Genomic DNA, 20,274 nt, shown 5'->3' with positions numbered 1-20,274 from the left:
CAAAAAGGGCGACCCATTGCTGGGCCGCCCTTTCCGTTTTCTCCGTCCGTCGACGAAGGAAAGTGGTTAGCGCTTCGAGAACTGGAAGCTGCGGCGGGCCTTGGCCTTACCATATTTCTTACGCTCGACCGCACGGCTGTCGCGGGTCAGGAAGCCGGCCGATTTCACTGTACCGCGCAGCGCGGGTTCAAAGCGGGTCAGCGCCTGCGAGATGCCGTGAAGAACGGCGCCCGCCTGGCCCGACAATCCGCCGCCCTTGACGGTGGCAACAATGTCATATTGGCCAACGCGATCGGTCAGGCCGAAAGGCTGGTTGATGACAAGGCGCAGCGTCGGACGTGCGAAATACACTTCCTGATCGCGGCCATTGACGGTGATTTTCCCCGTGCCTGGCTTCAGCCAAACGCGCGCGATGGCGTCTTTACGACGGCCGGTCGCATAGGCGCGGCCCTGTGCATCGACGATTTTTTCGCGCAACGGCATGGTGCTGACCGGCGTTGCGGTTGCGATGGTGGATTCACTGCCTTCAACGGCACCACCGAGATCCTTGAGATCGGTCATGGTCTGTTCGTCGGCCATTATGCACCCACCTTGTTTTTGCGGTTCATCGACGCGACGTCGATTACTTCGGGGTTCTGCCCTTCATGCGGATGGTCGGTGCCGGCAAAGACGCGCAGGTTGCGCATCTGCTGACGACCAAGCGGACCGCGCGGGATCATACGTTCGATGGCTTTTTCCAGCACGCGCTCGGGAAAACGGCCTTCCAAAATCTTGGCGGGCGTCGTTTCCTTGATGCCGCCGGCATAGCCGGTGTGCTTGTAATAGACCTTGTCGGTCATTTTCTTGCCGGTGAACTTTACCTTGCCCGCGTTGATGACGATGACATTGTCACCGCAATCGACGTGCGGGGTATAGCTCGGCTTGTGCTTGCCGCGCAGGATGCTGGCGATAATCGATGCGACGCGGCCTACAACCAGACCGTCGGCATCAATCAGCACCCATTTCTTTTCGACCGTCGCGGCATTGGCCGACTGGGTCGTTTTGGTCAGCGCCTTCATCATGGCGACCTCCTCAAACGATGGATGATGGCAATTGACCTGGGGTCAACCACCCGAAACAGCAGCGCCGCCCGGTCCAAACACGGACTCAGCGGCGCTTCTGAGCGGCCCAATGGCGTTCAATACGCGCAAAGTCAAGTCTCATGCGGCTTTGCTGACGGGTATTATAATACCCTACAATCATCTGCGACGCGCCTTTGGTCGGCCAAGCCTCCCCCTGATGCGGTTACGCCCGCTATCAACCGACAGCGCTTTGGCCGCCAATCCGGTGCAACCCTGCGGCAACGGTCGCGACCAATATGGCGCCGATAACCTGATGCAGGACGGCAATCCACAGATGAACCCCCGTCACGGTGGTCAATATGCCCAGCCCAATTTGGGTGGCCACGACTGCTAGGGTCAGGCTGGCCCAACCACTCGCCTGCAACCGCCACAATCGGCGGGCCAGCAACAGCAGCGCCGCGGCCACCAGCCACGCCCACCAGCGATGCAGAAAGAATATCAAGAAAGGATCATTGGTCAGCGCCGACCAGACACCATGCGACCAGTCGATACCTTGCGGCACAAAATGACCGTTCATCAACGGCCAGTCGCTCGCCACATATCCGGCATTCAGCCCGGCGGTCCACGCGCCGAGCAACAGCTGGACCGCCAGCATCGCGGCCACGCCAACCGCCGCCAGCGTCAACCGCGCCGGTCGCGATGTTGCAGGATTCCGGTGCAGCGCCGACAAATCGCGCGCGGTCCACACCAACCCGCTGAGCAGGAACAGCGCGGTCAGCAAATGGGTCGCCAGACGGAAATGGCTGACATCGGTGCGCACCGACAGCCCCGATTCGACCATCCACCAGCCGATCGCCCCCTGCAGCCCGACCAGCGTCACCAGCGCAAACAAGCGCCAGCCATAACCCGCCGGAATGGCCCGCCGGAACGCATACCAGGCGAGCGGCACAAGCAGCGCAAAACCTACCAGCCGCCCAAGGATGCGGTGCAACCATTCCCAAAAGAATATCGCCTGAAAAGCGGACAGCGACATGCCCGCGTTAATCTCGCGATACTCGGGGATCTGCTGATATTTATGAAATTCGTCCAGCCAGTCGGCATGGGTCAGCGGTGGCAAGATGCCCGATACGGGTTTCCATTCGGTAATCGACAGCCCGGATTCGGTGAGGCGGGTAATGCCTCCCACCGCCACCACTGCGATCACCAAAAAGGCCACACACCAGAGCCAGCGCGCCAGTGCGGCTGGACGCGGCCCCGAACGAAATGCCAAAGCAGAATCTTGCGTCATGGCCGCCCTATCGTCGCTTGCCGCGCCCGAGGCAAGGGGCCGCATCGGAGCAACGATAAAATTCATGGCCGCGACAGGTGGGCATTGGTAAGCGGACGACATGCGGCGCTTTTTCCTCACCACATTCGCGACTTGCCTGTTGCTGGGAACGCTCGGTCAACCGGCGCAGACCGCTGCCGCCGAAAGCAGCGAAGGGGTCGCAGACGAGAGCCCATATGCCGAACTCCGCTCTGATGAACAGCGCGTCGCCGCCATCGGATTTCGCCTGACCACCGCCAATGCGCGCTGGTGCCCACAGCTTGCGCCGCAACTCGGCTGGATATTGGGCGATCCCCGGCTTTATGATTCGGCCCAATGGCCCGCAGCCCAGAAAATCTATGACGCCGGCACCGCTGACACGCCTTTTATCGCCGCTCTCGCCCCGAATGGGCCGGCCGCATTGGCAGGTTTAACGGGCGGAATGGCGGTCGCGGCTATCAATCTGACCCCCCCGGCAGCCCCCACCGACGACCCCTTCACCCGCATCGACGGTTTTGAAACCGCCGTGTCAGCGCTGCCGCCAACAGCGGACATCAGCATGACCGATGCCAGCGGCACCGTGCATCATCTGACTCCCGTGGCAGGCTGCGCCAGCGATTTTCGCGTTGATGCAAAGGACAATCCGACGGGTTCCGCCGATGGGCGGCTGGTCCAGATTTCGGCGGGGCTGGCCGATTATGCGAAGGATGATGATGAACTCGCAGCGGCGGTCGCGCATGAACTGGCGCATAATATTTTACAGCACCGTAAACGGCTGGACGCCGCCGGAGTGAAACGCGGCCTGTTTCAGCAATTCGGACGCAGCGCACGGCTAACCCGCCAGACCGAGGTCGAGGCCGACCGCCTGTCGGTCTGGTTGATGCAGGCGGCGGGCTATAATCCGCAAGCAGCGGTCCGCTTTTGGGAGACATTCGGGCAGCGTAACGGCGCGGTCCTGTTTCAGGCGGGCACCCATCCGCGCTGGCGCGCGCGGGTCGCCGCGCTGCAAAAGGAAATCGACACGATCAACAGCATCAAGGCACGAGGCGGTGATATGCACCCGCCGCTGATCGATGCGCCGCCGCCTCTGAAATAGGCGCGCGCGCGACCGGACGCACCAAATCGCGCAAAGACTTTGCCGAATTAGGCGAATCGAATTCCCGCACGACATCATGGACAAGGCATCATCGCGGCGGCTTCCCATAATCGCAGTTCATGGTTATGGCCAACGGCATGAAACCAATCCGCAAAGCCGTCTTTCCTGTCGCCGGTCTGGGCACGCGATTTCTGCCCGCGACCAAGGCCATTCCCAAGGAAATGCTGCCGATTGTTGACCGGCCTCTGATCCAATATGCGGTGGATGAAGCGCGCGAGGCGGGGATCGAACAGATGATCTTTGTCACCGGTCGCGGCAAAAGCGCGATCGAGGATCATTTCGACATCGCGTTCGAGCTGGAAAAGACCATGGCCGAACGCGGCAAGGATTTGTCGGTGCTCTTGCCCACCCGGCTCGGCCCCGGCAATTGCGCCTATGTCCGACAACAGGAACCGCTCGGCCTTGGCCATGCGATCTGGTGCGCGCGCGCTATTGTTGGCGATGAACCTTTTGCGATTTTCCTGCCCGATGAACTGATGCACGGATCGCCCGGCTGCATGAAGCAGATGGTCGATGCCTATCATCAGGTCGGCGGCAACCTGCTCTCGGTCCTTGAAGTGCCCCACGAACAAGTATCAAGCTATGGCGTCATCGACCCCGGTGCATCCAACGGCGCGTTGACCGAAGTAAAGGGGCTGGTCGAAAAGCCCGCCATTGACGCGGCCCCCTCCAACCTCATCCTGTCGGGACGCTATATCCTGCAACCCGAAGTCATGCGCGTGCTGGAAAGCCAGGAAAAGGGCGCGGGCGGCGAAATCCAGCTCACCGACGCGATGGCGGCGATGATCGGCACCCAGCCGTTCCACGCCGTCACCTTTGCCGGTCAACGCTTTGATTGCGGGTCAAAGGCGGGCTATATCCAGGCCAATCTGGCGCTCGCGCTCGAACGCCCCGACCTTGCCGACGAAGTGCGCGCTTTTGCGGTCGATTTGCTGAAATAGCGCGAAGTCAGGCGGAGCTTATGTTGCCCCCGCCTGACCAATGCGCCTCAAACGCCAGCGATATCCGGCTTGGATTCAGCATCGGCACCCAATGTGCGATACAACCAGCCCCCGGCCAGCCCGCCAACCAGCGGGGCGAGCCAGAACAGCCATAATTGCTGCAACGCCAGCCCGCCGACCACCAGTGCCGGACCCGTGCTGCGCGCCGGATTGACCGACGTGTTGGTCACGGAATCGCAATCAGATGGATCAGCGTCAGCGCCAGACCAATGGCCAGCGGCGCAAATCCTGCCGGTGCGCGTCCGTCGGTCGACCCCATGATGATCCACAGAAACGCGGCGGTCAGCACAATCTCGATCACCAGCGCCGATATGATGTCATAACCACCGGGCGAGCCTGCGCCATAACCATTGGCGGCCAGACCATTGGTAGCAATGTCATAAGTCGGACTCCCGCTCGCGACATAATAGAGCAGCAGCGCCGCGATGATCGCGCCGACAACTTGCGCCGCAACATAGAGCGGAATGTCGCGCGCCTCGAACCGGCCGCCAGCCCATAGCCCGACTGTCACCGCTGGATTCAAATGGCAGCCCGAAATATGGCCGATCGCATAAGCCATGGTGACAACCGTCAAACCAAAGGCCAGCGCCACGCCCAGATAGCCGATCCCGACATTGGGAACTCCCGCCGCCAGCACGGCGGCACCGCACCCCCCGAACACCAGTCAGAAAGTGCCGATCATCTCGGCCAAACCCTTTTGCATATTGGTCATAATCGTCCCTCCCATTGTCGGCGGTCGCGATAAATGACCGCCTTACCGACAGCTTAGAGTCAGAATCCACCAAATGCACGTTCGCGCTTTGCCGTCTGGTGTCGCGGTTGTGGCCGGTTCAGCCTTTCTGGTCTAGGGAACAGACTTGCAAAGTCCCTGCTACCGACCGGAAAGCCATATGATGCGCGCGCAATTCCTCATCCTCATGCTCTCGCCGTTGGCGCTTTCCGGCTGTGTCAGCACAGTCAAATCCATCGTCACCGCGCCGGTCAAGGTCGTGGGGAAAGCCGCCGACTGGACGACGACCAGCCAGGATGAATCCGACCGTAACCGCGGCCGTGCCATGCGCGCGCAGGAAGAACGGCTGGGCAAGCTATCGCGTCAGCGCGACAAGGCCAGCGCCAAATGCCGCAAGGGCGATGAGGATCAATGCCAGCGCGCCGAAGTCCTCGACCATGAAATCGAAGCCGAAATGTCCGCTCCGCGTTAGAACCCAGTTCTAATGAACCTTGCGTCCCGCCCACACGACGCGCCCCACCAGTTGCACCGTCTCCATCGCGAGGTCGGGATAGCTGGGATAATGCGGGTTATCGCTCGTCACCGCGATACGCCCCGGACCCGGCGCGCGGGCAACACGTTTGACCATCAGCATGTCGTCGAGCCGCAGCACATAGATGCCATCGCGGAGCCGCGCCGCCGCATCGCCGCCGTCGACCAAAATATCGTCGCCATCACCCAGCGTCGGCGCCATCGAATCGCCCTCGACCCGAATGATGCTGAGCACGCGCGGATCGGCGCCCAGTCCGCGCAGCCATTTCAGGTCGAACGCGACTTCGCCCTCGACCGCTTCGCCATCGACGCTCGCTCCTGCGCCCGCCGACGCCCCGATCGCCAGCTTGGGAACCAGCATCATGTCGCGGCCACGCGGTCGCGAAGGAACCGCAACGCGCTGCATCGGCCCGCCCAGCAAAGCCTCTGACACGCCCAGATAGGCGGCGATTCGTGCGCGGTCCTGCTCGGCCAGACGGCGCGGCGAACCGCGTTTGATATATTGTTGGATATAGGCGGGGTTGCGCCCGATCACCGCCGACAGCCGCGCATAATCAAGCCCGCGCTCTTGCAACAGGCGGTCCAGCGTCACGCGGGGATCAGAGGCAGCTTGGGTCACGGATCATCCTTTCGTCCTATTTTCATACCAAACGGATTTTTCCTAGACAAGTAGGAAATTGACTATCAGATAGGAATTATCCTATTTCACGACTCGCCCGCTTTGGCGACTTTCAGGGAGGAACAAATGGAACGCAGCCTGTTGCAACGGATCGACGCATTTCTGAAAGAATTGACGATGCCGCCCACCGTATTCGGGCGCCGCGCAGTAGGCGATCCACGGTTGGTCGGCGACCTTCGGCGCGGGCGTGAACCGGGGCGTCGCCTTATCTGTCGTGTTGAACATTTCATGAACATTTGGCGCGCCGAGTGTCAAGCCGGGCGCGTTGCCCCCATCGGCGATGCGCGGACTCGGTCGGCGCGCGCGGCGGAGAAGGTCTGATGCGCCATAGCCCCGCCTACCCGTCCCGCCCGGGCTGCCCACACCGCCGGATGCGCCGCCTGCTGGCAGAGGCATTGGGAAAAGGCCGCACCCTATCCGAAAGCGGATTTCGCCCTTGGGCGAGTGCCAATTTTGTCGGAGCGCGTCATTATTTCGACTGCTCTCCGGCGGCGGAACCCTGCGCCGAATCGCGCGCTATGCTCGAACAAAGATTATCGACGATGGAATGGCCACTCGCCGGTCATATTGTCGCGGATCTGGCCGTTTGCGATAGCGCCAGCGGCGGCGAACCACCCGCATTTCGCATCGAAATATTGACCGTCGAGGATTGATGCCCGCCCGCGGGCGTGCCGGACCGGCTCAGTTGACGGCGCTGCGTGCCATGCGTTGCAAGGTGGAGAGCGCGGCTTCGAGGGCAAAATCGATGGGTGGCTCATCATCTTCATTGGCCGCCTCGGTCGTCAGATGCTTGGCCGAACTGCCATCGCGGATCTTGCGGCGACGTTCCATGCCCGATTCAAAACGCGCCACCATGGCCCCCAGCGAGGCCGCATTTTCGGTCGGCTCCACCGTTTCAAGCTCCGCCAGAGCGGTCGCGGATGCGGGCGGCACATCCTCTGGCGGCGCAAGGTCGCCAAGCAGGAACGGCTCGCTGTCATCATCGGCCAACTCGGCGAGTGTCAGATCGGGCAATTCCGTTTCGTCCTGGTCCGTCTCGACACCAGAATTGTCATCATCGAAGCCCAGATCGTCACCGCGATCATCCTCCACCATTTCGGACAGGTCGCGACCAAGCGTTGGGCCTAGCCCACCAGCGGGCAAATCGCGCGCGGCGCGAATGGGCGGACGCGGGGCATCGTCGGGATGCCGGTCGGCGCGGCGGCGTAGCAGCGCATCCCCGTCATCATCCTGTTGTTTCGCACGCGCAGCAATCCGGCGGTTCATCGCCCCGTTGCCCTGCACTTCGGGTTTGGTCATCGCCAGCGCGACAAGCACCGCCAACAGGCCGGCAATCAACGCCATGCCTATCGCGAGCGCCAGCCGTCCGGCATCGCCAACCGGCGGCACGAACAGCGACGACAGCCGGTCGAGATAGAGGTTCCACGCCAGCGTGCGCACCCACGCCATCGGCATCACGGCGGCGAACAGGAAGGTCAGAGCGACCCCGCCCAAGGCAGCAGGCAGCGCCGGACGGAAGCCGCGCATCAGCGCCGCCGCCTTGTTCAGCCATGATCCAAAATCAAACTTAGCCATTGCCACCACTTCAGTGTCCTCGTTCAGGACATTGTCCCTCATCATGTTCAAGCAGCAAGCGATGCGGCATTTTGCCGCAACAATCGCTGGTAAACAGGTTCGTAACGTAAAATGTTTGACGACCAGTTACGATGTTTCTCGACAAATTCACGGGCCGTCTGGCGACGCTCTTGCCAAGTTTCACGGGCCGAAAGCAGCGCGGCCAGCGCCGCCGCAATCGCCGCCGGGTCATCGGGAGCGAACAGACTGCCGGTGACACCATCCTCGATCAGTTCGCGGTGTCCGCCCACATCGGACGCGGCGACCAGCTTGCCCTGCGCCATCGCTTCCAACGGCTTGAGCGGTGTGACCAGATCGGTCAGCCGCATTTGTTTGCGCGGATAGGCCAATATGTCGATCAGCGAATAATAACGCTCCACCTGATCGTGCGGAACACGGCCGACGAAATGGATGCGCGCGGCAACCGGCGACGCTGCTGCCTGAGCCTTGAGCGCCGCCTCCATCGGTCCACCACCGACAAGCAGCAATTGCGCCTGCGGCTGCTCCGCGACCAGCGCCGGCATCGCCGAAATCAGGTCGTCGATACCCTCATAATCATAAAAGCTGCCGATAAAGCCGATGACCGCATCGCCCTCGCCCAGCCCCAGCGAGGCCGCCAGCGCCGCATCACGCGGCAAGGGTGCGCCAAAAAGGTCCAGATCAACACCATTGGGCGACACCACAATCTTGTCGTCGGCAACCCCGCGCGCCATCAGGTCACGCCGCAGCCCGTCACAGATAACCGCAACGGCATCGGCCGATTTGACCGCATGGGTTTCCAACTGGCGGGTCAGGAAATAGCGCGCGCTGCCTTCGCGCCCCGTGCCATTGCCCACCGCCGCATCTTCCCAGAAGGCGCGGATTTCATACAGCACCGGAATATCGCGCCGCTTGCCGACCCGCAGCGCCGCCATGGCGTCGAGCACCGGCGAATGGGCATGGAGCAGGTCGGGTTTCCACGCATCGACCAGCGCATCAATCCGCGCCGCCAGCGCCCCAATTTCGCGCCATTCGCGGATTGGCGAATGCGCCGGCGCAATCGGCGGGGTGCGATAGAATGTCAGCCCGTCGACCGTTTCGCTGTCCGGCCCCGGATCGGGGTGGCGAACGCCCGTCACCCCCGCGACGTCCCAGCCCTTGGCCAGCTGCGCCTTCATCAGCGCGCGTGTGCGGAATGTATAGCCGCTGTGCGCGGGCAAACTATGGTCGAGAACATGCAAAATACGCGTCATATTCTCCGCGCTTTGCCAGAGAAGCCTTAACGCCGCGTCAACCCCGTTCGGTTAGGACCCACAAGTGCGGTCCTTATATCCGCGCCGCGAACAGGAAAGCCGCACCGCCCCATGGTTGACAATTTTGCCATCGGACTGACCCATGCGCTGATGGCGATTGCCTTGTGGCGCCTGCTCTATCGCGACGATCTCGACCGCGAAGTCACTCCGCGCCAGCAATGGACCAGCCGCAAACAGGCGAATGAGGACGCGGCGCAAGATGCGTGACATCGCCTTCATCGCCTTTCTGTTCGCCTTTATCGGGGTCGGCTTTCGCAAGCCGTTTCTGTTCGTGCTTTGCTATTGCTATATCGACATCGTCGCCCCGCAAAAGCTCAGCTATTATCTCATCAATTCGATCCCGATTTCGCTGATCGTCTTTGGGCTCGCCATACTTGGCTGGCTGACCATCGACGACAAGCGCGATACACGCTGGTCGGGACAGCAATCCATTCTCGTGCTTTTGCTGATCTATTGCGGGCTGACGACGATGCAGGCCGACTTTCCGGTCGAGGCGCTCGATAAATGGGATTGGGTCTGGAAGGCGTTGCTATGGGCCATCTTCCTGCCGCTCACTCTCCGCACCCGGTTACGCATAGAGGCGCTGGCGCTGATCATGCTGTTGGCGGCAGGCTCGATTGCGATTTCGGGCGGCATCAAAACTGCGGTCAGCGGCGGCGGCTATGGCACGCTGGAACTGTTACTCAGCGAAAATTACGGCCTCTACGAAGGCAGCATCATGTCGTGCGTGGCAATTGCCATCATTCCGCTGATCCTCTGGTATCGCAAACATGGCACCATCTTTCCGCCCGACTGGCGTGTGTCGGCCTTTTGCTATGCGCTATGTTTTGCCTGCATCCTGATCCCCATCGGAACCGAGGCGCGGACCGGCCTGGTGTGTCTGGTTGTCGTCGCCGCTTTGTCGCTGCGCGCGGTCAAGCATCGTTTTCTCTATGCCGGGATCGCCGCCGCGTTGGCGGTCGCGTCCATCCCGTTCCTGCCGCAAAGCTTCACCGACCGGATGGAAACAATCCGCAACAATAAATCCGATGAATCGGCCTCGACCCGCCTCGCCGTGTGGGCATGGACGTGGAATTATGCAAAGGACAATCCGTTCGGCGGCGGGTTCAACGCCTATATCCAGAACCATATCCGGGTCGAACTGTCGGCGGGAAAATATGATCCCGATGCCCCGATGAGCGACGAACCCACATCCTATACGGATAAATCGCGCGCCTATCACAGCAGCTATTTCGAGATGCTGGGCGAACAGGGCTATCCGGGCCTTGCGCTATGGCTGTTGCTGCACATCAGCGGCCTCGTCCAGATGGAGCGATTGCGGCGACGGTATCGCACGACGCGGCGGGCCGAGGAGCAATGGATTGCCCCCCTCGCCACCGCGCTCCAGCACGGCCATGCCTCCTACCTTGTCGGGTCGCTGTTTGTCGGCATCGCTTTTCAGCCCTTCATCTACATGATGCTGGCGCTTCAGATGGGGCTGGCGACCTATTGCCGCCGCCGCGAGCGGGAGGCCGGATGGCGCCCGCTCACCGCGCGTCCGGCGATGCGACCGGTGACGCCGCAATTGCCCGCCTCCTCTTAAAACAAGCAGAAACGGAACCTTGGCGCACATAATGCGCTAGGTCGAAGAGGCCGCTTCGCGCACCCCCGCGCCGTCATCCCCCCCAATTGCGGGGTGCGTCGGCCTTGATATCACGCTATGGCGCCAAAATATGATGGCTCGCTATCGAACAAGAGGATTGATGTGCAAAAATTCTGGCTGACGACCGCCGCTTCCCCCAAAACCGAATTGCCTCCCGAAGAACAGTTGCGCCTTTGGTGGCACGACAGCCTGGCCTGGGTTGACAGCCACTGGTTGCAGATCGGCATTGCCATCGTCGCCGGGCTGCTCATCTATTTCGCCTTGTCCTTGCTGCGCCGCTGGGCGCTCAGCCATGCCCGCAAAACCAAAGGCGAGTTGACGCTCACCGAAATCATCTTGCGCGTCGTCCACAAAACCAAATCATTGGTCCTCGCAGTCGTATCTGTTCGATTGGTCGCTGGCTATGCCGATCCGCCCACGCTGCTGATGCATGTCATCGACCTGATCTTTATCGTCGCAGCGGTCATGCAGGTTGCCATTTGGGCGCGCGAGATCGTGCTGGGCCTGATTCAGCGCCGCGCTGACGAGGGCGACAATGAAACGCTCGTCAACGCGATGGGCATCATCCGTTTGCTGATCAGCATTGCGCTGTTCGCGGTGGCCGCGATTGTCATTCTCGCCAATCTGGGGGTCAATGTGACCGGGCTGGTCGCTGGTCTTGGCGTCGGCGGCATCGCCATCGGTTTGGCCGCGCAGGGCATATTCTCTGACCTGTTCGCGGCACTGTCGATCATCTTTGACCGCCCGTTCCGCAATGGCGAAACGATCAAATGGGACAATACCATCGCAACCGTAGAACGCATCGGTCTAAAAAGCACGCGGCTGCGGTCGGTCAACGGCGAATTGCTGATCGTCTCCAACACCAATTTACTCAGCAAGGAAATTTCCAATTTCGCGCATCTCAGCCGGCGGCGGATCGAGCTGCCGGTCGGCGTCATCTATCAAACCAGCCCCGACATGCTGCGCGCCCTGCCCGCCCTGCTGCAAAAACAGGTCGAGGATGCGGGGCATGAATTTGTCCGCTCCAGCTTTACCGGCTTTGGCGATTCCAGCCTGAATTTCGAACTGTTGTTCGATGTTCACAGCGACAATTACAACATTGTCGCCGCCGCACGTTCGGACGTCGGCGTCCATATTTTCGACGCCATGAGCAAGGCGGGCTATGACTTTGCCTATCCGACCCAAACGACCTTTACCGCGGCCCCGGACGGAGAGATGATTCTCCCCTATGCCGAAAGCATCACGATGAAGCCGCCAAAGGGGACCGCCCCCAAAGCGGGCTGACGCTACGGCGCGGGCGGTGCAGCGCATGGCCCTTGTGCAATACGGCCTGACAGGCCTAAAAAGCGGGCCTTCACACGCTTTGTCAGGGGAAAATATATGGCCACCATCACGCCGCAAGAGATGCAGGCCAAAGTCGGCGAGCATCTTGGCACGTCGGAATGGGTGCTTGTCGATCAGGATATGATCAACAAATTTGCCGATGCCACTGGCGACCATCAATTCATCCATGTCGATGTGGAAAAGGCCAAGCAAACCCCGTTCGGCGGCACCATCGCCCACGGTTTCCTGACCCTCTCGCTGATGCCCAGGCTCGGCGCCAGCACCGATGGCCCCAAAGTCGGCGGCGTCAAAATGGGCGTCAATTATGGCTGCAACAAAGTGCGCTTCCTGTCGCCCGTCCGGTCGGGCAAGCGCGTCCGCAGCCATGTCAAATTGCTCGAACTTATCGAAAAACGTCCCGGCCAGTGGCAACAAACCACCGAAGTGTCGGTCGAAATCGAAGGCGAGGATAAGCCTGCCCTGATCGCCGAATGGATCAGCCAGTTTTTCGTTTAGGCGGCTTCCTCCCCAGCTAAGGCCCCTCCAAACGCAACCAAAAGGAAATTCATCATGCGTGACGCCGTCATTGTCTCCACCGCCCGCACCCCGCTCGTCAAAGCCGGTCGCGGCGCATTCAACAACACCACCTCGCCGACCCTTGGTGCCTTCTCGGTCAAGGCGGCCGTCGAGCGCGCCGGTCTTGATGGCGGCGAAATCGACGACGTCGTCTTTGGTGCCGCGATGCAGCAAGGATCGCAGGCCCCCAATGTCGCGCGTCTGATCGCGCTGCGCGCCGGCCTGCCCGTCACCGTCCCCGCCATGTCGATTGATCGCCAATGCTCGTCGGGCCTGATGACCATCGCCACCGCCGCCAAGCAGATCATCACCGACCGCATGGACATTTGCGTCGCGGGCGGGGTCGAATCCATCTCGAAAGTCAGCGGCAGCGGCAAGGTTTTCATCGAACCCGACGCCGAACTGATCAAGATGCACCCCGACACCTATATGCCGATGATCGGCACCGCAGAGGTTGTCGCCAAACGCTATAATATCAGCCGCGAAGCGCAGGACGAATATTCGCTCCAGTCGCAGCAGCGCACCGCCGCCGCGCAGGAAGCGGGCAAGTTCGACGATGAAATCATCGCTTGTCAGGCCACCATGGCCATCAAGGACAAGGAAACGGGTGAGATCAGCTTCAAGGACGTCACCGCCGACAAGGATGATTGCAACCGCCCCAACACCACGCTCGAAGGCTTGGCATCGCTCAAACCGGTGATGGGCGAGGGCCACACGATCACTGCGGGTAACGCCAGCCAGCTCAGCGACGGGTCATCGGCCTGTGTCGTCATGGAAGCCAAGGTCGCCGAAAAACGCGGCCTGACCCCACTCGGCCGCTATGTCGGCATGGCGGTTGCGGGTACCGAGCCGGATGAAATGGGCATCGGCCCCGTTTATGCCATTCCCAAGCTGCTCGAACGCTTCGACCTCAAAATGGACGATATCGGCCTGTGGGAACTCAACGAAGCCTTTGCCGTGCAAGTGCTCTATTGCCGCGACAAGCTGGGTATTCCGGGCGACATTTTGAACGTCAACGGCGGCTCGATCTCGATCGGCCACCCCTTTGGCATGACCGGCGCGCGCTGCACCGGCCACGCGCTGATCGAGGGCAAGCGTCGCGGCGCCAAATATGCCGTCGTCACCATGTGCATCGGCGGCGGCCAAGGTGCCGCCGGCCTGTTCGAAATTTTCTGATGCCACTTGGGGTCGGGCCGGTCCATTAGGGCCAGCCCGACCCTTTAGGGCCATTGCGCGCCCTGCGGGGGAGAGTGATTATGAGTGCCATCGGCGTTATCGCGATATTGCGCGTGCAATCCGGCAAGGAAGCCGAATTTGAATCCATCTTCGCCGAACTCGTCGCCGCCGTCCATGCGAACGAAGCAGGCAACAGCTATTACCGCCTGTTCCGCACCGACGATAGCGGCGTCTATAAAGTGCTCGAATGTTATGACGATCAGGCGGCTCTTGAAGCCCACCGCGCATCGGATCATTTCAAAAGCATCGGCGCACGCCTCGGCCCCTGCATGGCCGGAGCACCCGAAGTGGAAACGCTCGGCGCAGTTTAGCTTGGGGGAAGACAGAATGGCATGAGGCCGAGGGGATGCCCTATGGCGGCGTGTGGCATGGCTTTGCCCAGATCGCCGAGAAAGTTTTTGGCCCCATCGGCGCGCAAGTCGACGGCTTCTCCGCCACCCCCGGTGAAATCCTGCCGCTAGGCGACAACCGTGCGGTCGCGTTCGGCGTCTATCGCGGCGACGGCGGCAAGGTCGCGACGCCTTTTTGCCATGTCTGGACTGTGCGTGACGGACGGATGAGCAAATTCGTCCAATATGCCGACACCCATTTATACCGCCAACAGACGGGGCTGCTCTAGGCCCGCCCCTCAAATCTCCGCTATTTCTCCGGCCCGATCCCCCAACACATAACGCGGCCCCGCCCCGCGCTGCGCCGCCTTGTCGTGGACATTATACAGCCCGCATTTTTTCAGGCTCAAACAACCGCAACCGATGCAGCCGTCGAGCAGGTCGCGCGTCCGCTCCAGCGCCGCAATCTGTCCGCTGATCCGTGTCCGCAACCCTTGACTGATCCGCGTCCAGTCGGCGGCATTGGGGGTGCGTCCAGAGGGAAGCTGCGCCAGTTCGGTGGCGATCTCGTCCAGACTCATCCCCAATTGCTGCGCGATCAGGATGAAAGAGACACGGCGGATGTCGGCGCGCAAAAACCGTCGCTGCCCGCCTGCGCTACGCAAGGCTTCGATCAACCCCTTGGCTTCGTAAAAGCGGATCGCCGACACCGCGACCCCCGTCCGCGTCGCCAATTCACCAATCGCGATCAGGTCGCGTTTGTTCATTGCCTTTCCCTTCGATTACAATGCCATGTCTCACGCAGCGGGTCGCAAACCATGCGACAGAAAATTCCTCTTGACCTAAACCTAACTTGAGCTTGCATAATCATCGCGTCAACCCGAATCGAAAGGCTTTCCCCATGACGCAACCGTTTATCGAGCATGTGAACATCACCGCCAGCAACCCCGACCGCAGCGCCGCACTGATGACCGCGCTGTTCGGCTGGAAGGAGCGCTGGCGCGGGCCGTCGCTCAACGCGGGGACCACCATCCATGTCGGCAGCGAAAGTGCCTATATCGCCTTTTACACCGGACCCGACGGCCAGCACGCCAACGTCCGCTACCCCAAGGGCGAGCCGCTCCAGCATATCGGCATACAGGTCGACGACATCGACGCCACAGAGGCGCGCGTCATCGCCGCCGGTCTGACCCCGTTCAGCCACGGCGATTATGACCCCGGCCGCCGCTTCTATTTCCTCGATCACGACGGCATCGAATTTGAAGTCATCAGCTATGCCACCCCGAAATCGGGCGGATAATCGCAACATATCCCCTCCTGTGGCGTTGGTTTGATAACATCCACCCACAGGAGGCCCGCACCATGAGCAACGACATCAAGACCAAATTCTGGATATCCCTCTTCGACAGCCCGCATCTGATGGTCGGGCTCGAAGGCCAGCACGGCCACAGCATCCCGATGAGTGCGCACCTCGACAAAGAGGCGCACAGCGCCTTCTGGTTCTTCACGCGCAAGGACAATCGCCTCGCGGGCGGCGGCCCGGCGATGGCGCAATTCGCCGCAAAGGATCACAGCCTGTTTGCCTGCATTTCCGGCACATTGGTCCCCGAAACCGACCGCGCCATACTCGACAAATTATGGGATAACAGCGTCGAGTCCTGGTACGAGGGCGGCAAGGATGACCCCGAACTTCTGCTCTTGCGATACGACCTTAAAGATGCGGAAATCTGGACTTCCGACCCCAGTCTCAAGGACACATTCAAACTTGCCACCGGAATGGCGATAACAGCCAGCGATCTGGGTCAGCATGTCAAAGTGGCATTATAGACACGGCGCGCAGTCTTGCGACTCTCGCGCAGCAATCCGACCGCCTTCGTAGCTGAACCCGCACGTCCGGTCGCGCGCCAACAACGCGGCCCCGTCAAGGTCCACCCATGTCGCCCGCTGCGCCAGCGCAAAGGCGGGCGCAATGCCCAGACTGGTCGACAGCATACAGCCGACCATCAGGTCCAGCCCCGCCGCTTCGGCGGCATCAGCCAGCGCGATTCCCTCGGTCAGCCCGCCCGCCTTGTCGAGCTTGATATTCGCCACCTGATAGCGCCCGATCAGCTGCGGCACATCGGCGCGGGTGTGGCAGCTTTCGTCGGCAGCGAACGCAATTGGCGACGCCACCCCATCGAGCAACGCATCGCGCCCCGCCGCGACCGGCTGTTCGATCAGCGCGACCCCGAACGGCAGCAGCGCCGCCGCTTCGGCAGCGACATCGCACTCGGTCCAGCTTTCATTCGCATCGACGATCAACCGCGCATCGGGAGCGCCCGCTCGTACCGCCGCGACCCGCGCGCGGTCCCCCTCACCCGTCAGCTTGAGCTTGAGCAGCGAATAGCCCTTCGCCACCGCGCGCGCCGCCGCATCGCCCATCGCGTCGGGCCGGTCGAGCGAGATGGTAAAGGCGGTCAGCAACGGTTGCGGCGACGGCAGTCCTGCCAATTCCCATACCGGCTGACCCGCCGCTTTCGCTTCGGCCTGCCACAAAGCACAATCAAGCGCATTGCGCGCCGCCCCCGCAGGCAACAGAGTGGCCAGACTCTTACGGTTCAGCGGCTGCCCAGCCAGCGTCCGAACCGCATCGCGACACGATTCCGCACTCTCGCCATGATAATAAATCGGCGTGCCCTCGCCGCGACCCGTCACCCCGCCGCCTTCCACGCTGGCCACCACGACATCGACCTGAGTCTTGGCCCCACGCGCAATCACAAAGGCTCCGTCGACCGGCCAATGTTCGATGCCCACGCTTTTCAGTTGGAAGTCCATGGCATCGCCTTATGATGCCTCGCGATGGTCGGCAAATCTCTTGCAACGCGTATTGGCGAGCTGGCCCACCGGCTGGCCATAGAAGCGCACGCCGCATGGCTCGCCGCGCGCGATCCGCGCGTACCGATGATCGCGCGCCTGCTCGCGCTCGGCGTCGGCGCCTATGCCCTGTCGCCGATCGACCTCATCCCCGATTTCATTCCGGTGCTCGGCTGGCTCGATGATCTGTTGATCGTACCGCTGGGGCTATGGGCAGTACGCCGCATGATACCCCGCGACCTATGGGCCGAACTCCACGCCGCCGCCGAAATCGCCAGCGAGCGTCCATCCAGTCGGCTGGGCATGGCGATCATCCTCATCCTGTGGGCATTGTTGTTATGGATCGTCTATTGGAGCGTCCGCACCTCGCCCTGGCATTGATCCAGCCGCCGAAACGGCTCCGGAAAAGGCGCAACCCGATCAATCAGTGGCTATTTTCCGCTTGAAATAGTGAAAGGGAATCCAGCTCGACACATAGGTCCATCCTGCTTTTTCCATTTCGCCCAACATCGCGACGGGTCCAATCCGTCGGCGATATTCCCACTGATCGGGGGTCGACCGAAACACCAGCTTTAGGGCGCCGGTCCGCATAAGCTCGTTCCCCTTGCGTCCCTCATCGCGCAAGATACTCATTTCGTTAAACGCCGTCGCGCCAAGCCGGACAATCTCTTCCCCGTCGCTGGCGTCCCGATCATCGTCAGAATCGATCATGCGAAAGCGTTGCTGGGCCGCCTGTTTGGAGATGCCCAGCGCATCGCCAATCTCGGTCCAGGTCAATCCCGTCCGGCGCGCCGCATCGATCCAGCGATGGAGACTCAGTCGCCCTTCATCGGCGACAAGATGGGCGACGATAATGGCGTCCGCGAAGCCCTCGGTCGTTTCGCCGGTAAAAGGGGGCTCGTGACTGCTCGCCCAGTCAAGAACCAGAGCCGATGTCTTCTCGCGGATTTTCTGTTGTTCGGTAATTTTCATCTTGTCCTCCGTCAAGTTTATGTTGACGATTCGTCAATGCATTATTGACTGCATCGTGTCAAGACTTTGTTGACGAAGGCCAGCGCCTAGCTCTGACAAGAATTTACACCTACTGTCATCACCATGCCCATTGGTCAGATCATCACCGTCAACGACAGGATGCAGACGGATTACCATTATGAACTGACGGCCCCGACCGGCAAAGATTTTGCAGCGGACTTCACGCCCTTTTTCTCTCCGCAAGAGATGCTCGAAATGGGCGTGTTCGAGGGCAAATATTGCAATGATTGCCGCGATGAATTTCCGGCCAGCTGGTTCGACAAGGCAAAAATCAGCGACACGCCCGACCCCGACCTCAACTATTTCGGCATCAAAAGCCGTCAGCCGCTCAGCGTGTGGCAGGAAAAGGGCTGGATATATGGCCCCGACCCGCGCGGCTGGTTTCAATGGTATTGCCGCTATTATCTCGGCCGCCGGCTGCCGGACATCGATGCGATACAGATTAAGCGCTGGCGCGGCTTCGCGCGTCATGCGGGGCAAATTCGCGCCAATTGCGCCCCGGGCGACATATTCTGCCGCCCGCGCCAGCGACAGGCGCTGCTACAATGGTCCTATGACCCGTTGATTTAGCGCCCGTCCTTGCGGCTCAGCCGCCGTGCTTGCGGATCCAGCCTTCAACCACCGGGGCAATGTCGTCGCGCCATTTGCGGCCGTTGAAAATGCCATAATGGCCGACGCCCTTGGCCATCAGATATTTCTTGTGCGTCGCGGGCAATTGTTTGGCCAGCGTCAGCGCCGCCTTGGTCTGGCCGATGCCTGAAATATCATCGCGCTCGCCCTCGATCGCCAACACCGCAATGTCCGTCATCGCCGCCGGATCGACAATCCGTCCGCGATGGACATATTCCCCCTTGGGCAGCAAATGGCGCTGGAACACCACATCCACGGTTTGCAGGTAAAATTCGGCGGTCATGTCGCACACCGCGCGATATTCGTCGTAAAAATCCTTGGTCTTGTCGGCGCCGTCGCCGTCGCCATCGACCAGGTGCCGGAACATTTCCCAATGGCTCATCATATGATTGCCAAGGTTCATCGACATGAATCCGGCCAGCTGCAGGAAGCCGGGATAGACCCGCCGCCCCGCACCCGGATAATAGGCCGGAACCGTCGCAATCACATTTTCGGAAAACCAGGCATAGGGCCGCGTCGTTGCATGGGTGTTGACCGCCGTCGGCGCCGCGCGCGTGTCGATCGGCCCGCCCATCATGGTCAGTGTTTTGGGGCGGCACTTATTCTTGTCGGCGGCCATCAACGCGGCGGCGGCATAGCTGGGCACCGACGGCTGGCACACCGCCAGCATATGCGCGCCGGGGCCGATATGCTCCATCCAGCCGATCAGATAATCGACATAATCATCCAGATCGAACTTGCCCGCCGACAGCGGCGCATTGCGCGCATCGCGCCAATCGGTGATCCACACATCATGGCCGGGCAACATGCGCTCGACCGTCCCGCGCAGCAGGGTCGCATAATGACCCGACATCGGCGCAACGATCAGCAATTTAGGCGCATCCTTGCTGCCTTTATGCTGGAAATGCTTGAGCTGGCCAAAGGGCTTGCGCGCTTCGATGACTTCGGTGACGCGCACCATCTCGCCATCAACCTCGGTTTCATACAGGTCAAAACCAGGCTTTCCGCGCGGCGCTGCGGCATGGGCAAAGACTTCCAGCGCCGATCCGAACATCGGGCTGCCCCCGAAATATCCCAGCGGATTCGCTGGATGTTGGATGACCTGCGCGCCCGCCGTCGCCATCGCGCTTGCACCGGCAAGCCAGCTCTTTTGCAGGTCAAAGGCATGATATAGCATTGAAATTTATTCCTGATCTCGTCGCAGTGCGCGGATCGCACCCCCGTGTTTGGCCCGCAGTTTAGGGCTTCAGTCTCATTGTGCAATGCATCATTTTGCCGAACTT

26 protein-coding genes and 1 pseudogene are annotated in these 20,274 nt (G+C 61.1%); 16 read left to right on the top strand and 11 right to left on the bottom strand.

Annotated elements, in window-relative coordinates; translation table 11 throughout:
- Window positions 1–66 precede the first annotated feature (66 nt).
- From rpsI to ACR3XE_RS03770, 3 genes are all read right to left on the bottom strand, one after another.
- Window positions 67–579 carry a 30S ribosomal protein S9 gene (rpsI, locus tag ACR3XE_RS03780; RefSeq protein WP_473698934.1) on the bottom strand — a complete coding sequence of 171 codons (513 nt, stop codon included), beginning with the start codon at window positions 577–579 and terminating at the stop codon, window positions 67–69.
- Window positions 579–1,058, bottom strand: coding sequence for a 50S ribosomal protein L13 (gene rplM, locus ACR3XE_RS03775; RefSeq protein WP_473700371.1), 480 nt, complete (start codon window positions 1,056–1,058; stop codon window positions 579–581). Before rplM ends, rpsI begins: the two co-directional genes overlap by 1 nt.
- Before the next feature lie 238 nt (window positions 1,059–1,296).
- Window positions 1,297–2,349 carry a COX15/CtaA family protein gene (locus ACR3XE_RS03770; protein ID WP_473698935.1) on the bottom strand — a complete coding sequence of 351 codons (1,053 nt, stop codon included), beginning with the start codon at window positions 2,347–2,349 and terminating at the stop codon, window positions 1,297–1,299.
- Window positions 2,350–2,449: 100 nt separating this feature from the next.
- On the opposite strand from ACR3XE_RS03770, the gene ACR3XE_RS03765 reads away from it, so the two are divergent.
- The gene (locus ACR3XE_RS03765; RefSeq protein WP_473698936.1) at window positions 2,450–3,463 is read left to right on the top strand and encodes a M48 family metallopeptidase; all 1,014 of its coding nucleotides are present in this window, start codon (window positions 2,450–2,452) and stop codon (window positions 3,461–3,463) included.
- A gap of 137 nt (window positions 3,464–3,600) precedes the next feature.
- A complete protein-coding gene (galU, locus tag ACR3XE_RS03760; RefSeq protein ID WP_473698937.1) occupies window positions 3,601–4,464 on the top strand; it encodes a UTP--glucose-1-phosphate uridylyltransferase GalU in 864 nt (287 codons plus the stop codon).
- Window positions 4,465–4,511: 47 nt separating this feature from the next.
- Here the strand turns inward: galU and aqpZ are convergent.
- A pseudogene (gene aqpZ / locus ACR3XE_RS03755) lies at window positions 4,512–5,188 on the bottom strand (aquaporin Z).
- Between the two features lie 226 nt (window positions 5,189–5,414).
- Between aqpZ and ACR3XE_RS03750 the strand changes: the two are divergent.
- On the top strand, window positions 5,415–5,726 hold the full coding sequence (locus tag ACR3XE_RS03750) for a hypothetical protein (protein ID WP_473698938.1): 312 nt from the start codon (window positions 5,415–5,417) through the stop codon (window positions 5,724–5,726).
- A 9-nt stretch (window positions 5,727–5,735) separates the two neighbouring features.
- Here ACR3XE_RS03750 and ACR3XE_RS03745 read toward each other — a convergent pair whose 3' ends face one another.
- Window positions 5,736–6,404 carry a S24 family peptidase gene (locus ACR3XE_RS03745; protein WP_486185920.1) on the bottom strand — a complete coding sequence of 223 codons (669 nt, stop codon included), beginning with the start codon at window positions 6,402–6,404 and terminating at the stop codon, window positions 5,736–5,738.
- 126 nt (window positions 6,405–6,530) lie between these two features.
- On the opposite strand from ACR3XE_RS03745, the gene ACR3XE_RS03740 reads away from it, so the two are divergent.
- Both ACR3XE_RS03740 and ACR3XE_RS03735 read left to right on the top strand, forming a co-directional pair.
- Complete coding sequence (locus ACR3XE_RS03740) at window positions 6,531–6,785, top strand: hypothetical protein (RefSeq protein ID WP_486185919.1); 255 nt, start codon at window positions 6,531–6,533, stop codon at window positions 6,783–6,785.
- The gene (locus ACR3XE_RS03735) at window positions 6,785–7,117 is read left to right on the top strand and encodes a hypothetical protein (RefSeq protein WP_473698940.1); all 333 of its coding nucleotides are present in this window, start codon (window positions 6,785–6,787) and stop codon (window positions 7,115–7,117) included. The genes ACR3XE_RS03740 and ACR3XE_RS03735 overlap by 1 nt, the downstream gene beginning before the upstream one ends.
- Before the next feature lie 28 nt (window positions 7,118–7,145).
- On the opposite strand, the gene ACR3XE_RS03730 is transcribed toward ACR3XE_RS03735, so the two are convergent.
- Entirely contained in the window at window positions 7,146–8,039 is an 894-nt protein-coding gene (locus tag ACR3XE_RS03730) for a hypothetical protein (RefSeq protein ID WP_473698941.1), read from the bottom strand.
- Between the two features lie 47 nt (window positions 8,040–8,086).
- The gene (locus tag ACR3XE_RS03725; protein WP_473698942.1) at window positions 8,087–9,310 is read right to left on the bottom strand and encodes a TIGR04063 family PEP-CTERM/XrtA system glycosyltransferase; all 1,224 of its coding nucleotides are present in this window, start codon (window positions 9,308–9,310) and stop codon (window positions 8,087–8,089) included.
- A 111-nt stretch (window positions 9,311–9,421) separates the two neighbouring features.
- On the opposite strand from ACR3XE_RS03725, the gene ACR3XE_RS03720 reads away from it, so the two are divergent.
- The 7 genes from ACR3XE_RS03720 to ACR3XE_RS03690 all read left to right on the top strand — a co-directional run bounded on the left by ACR3XE_RS03720 (window position 9,422) and on the right by ACR3XE_RS03690 (window position 14,766).
- A complete protein-coding gene (locus tag ACR3XE_RS03720) occupies window positions 9,422–9,577 on the top strand; it encodes a hypothetical protein (RefSeq protein WP_473698943.1) in 156 nt (51 codons plus the stop codon).
- A complete protein-coding gene (locus ACR3XE_RS03715) occupies window positions 9,570–10,952 on the top strand; it encodes a putative O-glycosylation ligase, exosortase A system-associated (RefSeq protein ID WP_473698944.1) in 1,383 nt (460 codons plus the stop codon). Before ACR3XE_RS03720 ends, ACR3XE_RS03715 begins: the two co-directional genes overlap by 8 nt.
- A gap of 117 nt (window positions 10,953–11,069) precedes the next feature.
- Window positions 11,070–12,296, top strand: coding sequence for a mechanosensitive ion channel family protein (locus ACR3XE_RS03710; protein WP_473698945.1), 1,227 nt, complete (start codon window positions 11,070–11,072; stop codon window positions 12,294–12,296).
- Window positions 12,297–12,392: 96 nt separating this feature from the next.
- Window positions 12,393–12,851 carry a MaoC family dehydratase gene (locus tag ACR3XE_RS03705; protein WP_473698946.1) on the top strand — a complete coding sequence of 153 codons (459 nt, stop codon included), beginning with the start codon at window positions 12,393–12,395 and terminating at the stop codon, window positions 12,849–12,851.
- Between the two features lie 54 nt (window positions 12,852–12,905).
- A complete protein-coding gene (locus tag ACR3XE_RS03700; protein ID WP_473698947.1) occupies window positions 12,906–14,087 on the top strand; it encodes an acetyl-CoA C-acyltransferase in 1,182 nt (393 codons plus the stop codon).
- Window positions 14,088–14,167: 80 nt separating this feature from the next.
- Window positions 14,168–14,458, top strand: a complete 291-nt coding sequence (locus ACR3XE_RS03695; protein WP_473698948.1) for a putative quinol monooxygenase — start codon at window positions 14,168–14,170, stop codon at window positions 14,456–14,458.
- The gene (locus tag ACR3XE_RS03690; protein WP_486186012.1) at window positions 14,374–14,766 is read left to right on the top strand and encodes a nuclear transport factor 2 family protein; all 393 of its coding nucleotides are present in this window, start codon (window positions 14,374–14,376) and stop codon (window positions 14,764–14,766) included. The genes ACR3XE_RS03695 and ACR3XE_RS03690 overlap by 85 nt, the downstream gene beginning before the upstream one ends.
- 9 nt (window positions 14,767–14,775) lie before the next feature.
- Here the strand turns inward: ACR3XE_RS03690 and soxR are convergent, their stop codons facing one another.
- The gene (gene soxR / locus ACR3XE_RS03685) at window positions 14,776–15,243 is read right to left on the bottom strand and encodes a redox-sensitive transcriptional activator SoxR (protein WP_473698950.1); all 468 of its coding nucleotides are present in this window, start codon (window positions 15,241–15,243) and stop codon (window positions 14,776–14,778) included.
- Window positions 15,244–15,377: 134 nt separating this feature from the next.
- Here soxR and ACR3XE_RS03680 point away from each other — a divergent pair, with 134 nt between their 5' ends.
- Window positions 15,378–15,776, top strand: a complete 399-nt coding sequence (locus ACR3XE_RS03680; RefSeq protein WP_473698951.1) for a VOC family protein — start codon at window positions 15,378–15,380, stop codon at window positions 15,774–15,776.
- 62 nt (window positions 15,777–15,838) lie between these two features.
- Window positions 15,839–16,303: a pyridoxamine 5'-phosphate oxidase family protein gene (locus tag ACR3XE_RS03675; RefSeq protein ID WP_473698952.1), complete on the top strand. Its 465-nt coding sequence runs from the start codon at window positions 15,839–15,841 to the stop codon at window positions 16,301–16,303.
- On the opposite strand, the gene dgcA is transcribed toward ACR3XE_RS03675, so the two are convergent.
- Entirely contained in the window at window positions 16,298–17,290 is a 993-nt protein-coding gene (dgcA, locus tag ACR3XE_RS03670; RefSeq protein ID WP_473698953.1) for an N-acetyl-D-Glu racemase DgcA, read from the bottom strand. The two genes, ACR3XE_RS03675 and dgcA, sit on opposite strands and share 6 nt — an antisense overlap.
- A gap of 24 nt (window positions 17,291–17,314) precedes the next feature.
- Between dgcA and ACR3XE_RS03665 the strand changes: the two genes are divergently transcribed.
- Window positions 17,315–17,710, top strand: coding sequence for a YkvA family protein (locus ACR3XE_RS03665; RefSeq protein ID WP_473698954.1), 396 nt, complete (start codon window positions 17,315–17,317; stop codon window positions 17,708–17,710).
- 39 nt (window positions 17,711–17,749) lie between these two features.
- On the opposite strand, the gene ACR3XE_RS03660 is transcribed toward ACR3XE_RS03665, so the two are convergent.
- Window positions 17,750–18,301 (bottom strand): hypothetical protein, encoded by a 552-nt coding sequence (locus ACR3XE_RS03660; RefSeq protein WP_486185918.1) that lies wholly within the window; start codon window positions 18,299–18,301, stop codon window positions 17,750–17,752.
- Between the two features lie 123 nt (window positions 18,302–18,424).
- On the opposite strand from ACR3XE_RS03660, the gene ACR3XE_RS03655 reads away from it, so the two are divergent.
- A complete protein-coding gene (locus ACR3XE_RS03655; RefSeq protein ID WP_473698956.1) occupies window positions 18,425–18,931 on the top strand; it encodes a hypothetical protein in 507 nt (168 codons plus the stop codon).
- A gap of 16 nt (window positions 18,932–18,947) precedes the next feature.
- Here ACR3XE_RS03655 and ACR3XE_RS03650 read toward each other — a convergent pair whose 3' ends face one another.
- The gene (locus tag ACR3XE_RS03650) at window positions 18,948–20,168 is read right to left on the bottom strand and encodes a polyhydroxyalkanoate depolymerase (RefSeq protein WP_473698957.1); all 1,221 of its coding nucleotides are present in this window, start codon (window positions 20,166–20,168) and stop codon (window positions 18,948–18,950) included.
- Between the last annotated feature and the right edge of the window lie 106 nt (window positions 20,169–20,274).

This window comes from Sphingopyxis sp. 10G20-10 (genome assembly GCF_057365075.1).
The sequence above is the reverse complement of the archived record's forward strand: the minus strand, read 5'-3'. Positions and strand labels throughout refer to the sequence as shown.

Coding starts and splice junctions, on each gene's coding strand:
- rpsI (WP_473698934.1), bottom strand. CDS start 579: ATGGCCGACGAACAGACCATGACCGATCTCAAGGATCTCGGTGGTGCC.
- rplM (WP_473700371.1), bottom strand. CDS start 1,058: ATGAAGGCGCTGACCAAAACGACCCAGTCGGCCAATGCCGCGACGGTC.
- ACR3XE_RS03770 (WP_473698935.1), bottom strand. CDS start 2,349: ATGACGCAAGATTCTGCTTTGGCATTTCGTTCGGGGCCGCGTCCAGCC.
- ACR3XE_RS03765 (WP_473698936.1), top strand. CDS start 2,450: ATGCGGCGCTTTTTCCTCACCACATTCGCGACTTGCCTGTTGCTGGGA.
- galU (WP_473698937.1), top strand. CDS start 3,601: ATGAAACCAATCCGCAAAGCCGTCTTTCCTGTCGCCGGTCTGGGCACG.
- ACR3XE_RS03750 (WP_473698938.1), top strand. CDS start 5,415: ATGATGCGCGCGCAATTCCTCATCCTCATGCTCTCGCCGTTGGCGCTT.
- ACR3XE_RS03740 (WP_486185919.1), top strand. CDS start 6,531: ATGGAACGCAGCCTGTTGCAACGGATCGACGCATTTCTGAAAGAATTG.
- ACR3XE_RS03735 (WP_473698940.1), top strand. CDS start 6,785: ATGCGCCATAGCCCCGCCTACCCGTCCCGCCCGGGCTGCCCACACCGC.
- ACR3XE_RS03730 (WP_473698941.1), bottom strand. CDS start 8,039: ATGGCTAAGTTTGATTTTGGATCATGGCTGAACAAGGCGGCGGCGCTG.
- ACR3XE_RS03725 (WP_473698942.1), bottom strand. CDS start 9,310: ATGACGCGTATTTTGCATGTTCTCGACCATAGTTTGCCCGCGCACAGC.
- ACR3XE_RS03720 (WP_473698943.1), top strand. CDS start 9,422: ATGGTTGACAATTTTGCCATCGGACTGACCCATGCGCTGATGGCGATT.
- ACR3XE_RS03715 (WP_473698944.1), top strand. CDS start 9,570: ATGCGTGACATCGCCTTCATCGCCTTTCTGTTCGCCTTTATCGGGGTC.
- ACR3XE_RS03710 (WP_473698945.1), top strand. CDS start 11,070: ATGGCGCCAAAATATGATGGCTCGCTATCGAACAAGAGGATTGATGTG.
- ACR3XE_RS03705 (WP_473698946.1), top strand. CDS start 12,393: ATGGCCACCATCACGCCGCAAGAGATGCAGGCCAAAGTCGGCGAGCAT.
- ACR3XE_RS03700 (WP_473698947.1), top strand. CDS start 12,906: ATGCGTGACGCCGTCATTGTCTCCACCGCCCGCACCCCGCTCGTCAAA.
- ACR3XE_RS03695 (WP_473698948.1), top strand. CDS start 14,168: ATGAGTGCCATCGGCGTTATCGCGATATTGCGCGTGCAATCCGGCAAG.
- soxR (WP_473698950.1), bottom strand. CDS start 15,243: ATGAACAAACGCGACCTGATCGCGATTGGTGAATTGGCGACGCGGACG.
- ACR3XE_RS03680 (WP_473698951.1), top strand. CDS start 15,378: ATGACGCAACCGTTTATCGAGCATGTGAACATCACCGCCAGCAACCCC.
- ACR3XE_RS03675 (WP_473698952.1), top strand. CDS start 15,839: ATGAGCAACGACATCAAGACCAAATTCTGGATATCCCTCTTCGACAGC.
- dgcA (WP_473698953.1), bottom strand. CDS start 17,290: ATGGACTTCCAACTGAAAAGCGTGGGCATCGAACATTGGCCGGTCGAC.
- ACR3XE_RS03665 (WP_473698954.1), top strand. CDS start 17,315: ATGGTCGGCAAATCTCTTGCAACGCGTATTGGCGAGCTGGCCCACCGG.
- ACR3XE_RS03660 (WP_486185918.1), bottom strand. CDS start 18,301: ATGAAAATTACCGAACAACAGAAAATCCGCGAGAAGACATCGGCTCTG.
- ACR3XE_RS03655 (WP_473698956.1), top strand. CDS start 18,425: ATGCCCATTGGTCAGATCATCACCGTCAACGACAGGATGCAGACGGAT.
- ACR3XE_RS03650 (WP_473698957.1), bottom strand. CDS start 20,168: ATGCTATATCATGCCTTTGACCTGCAAAAGAGCTGGCTTGCCGGTGCA.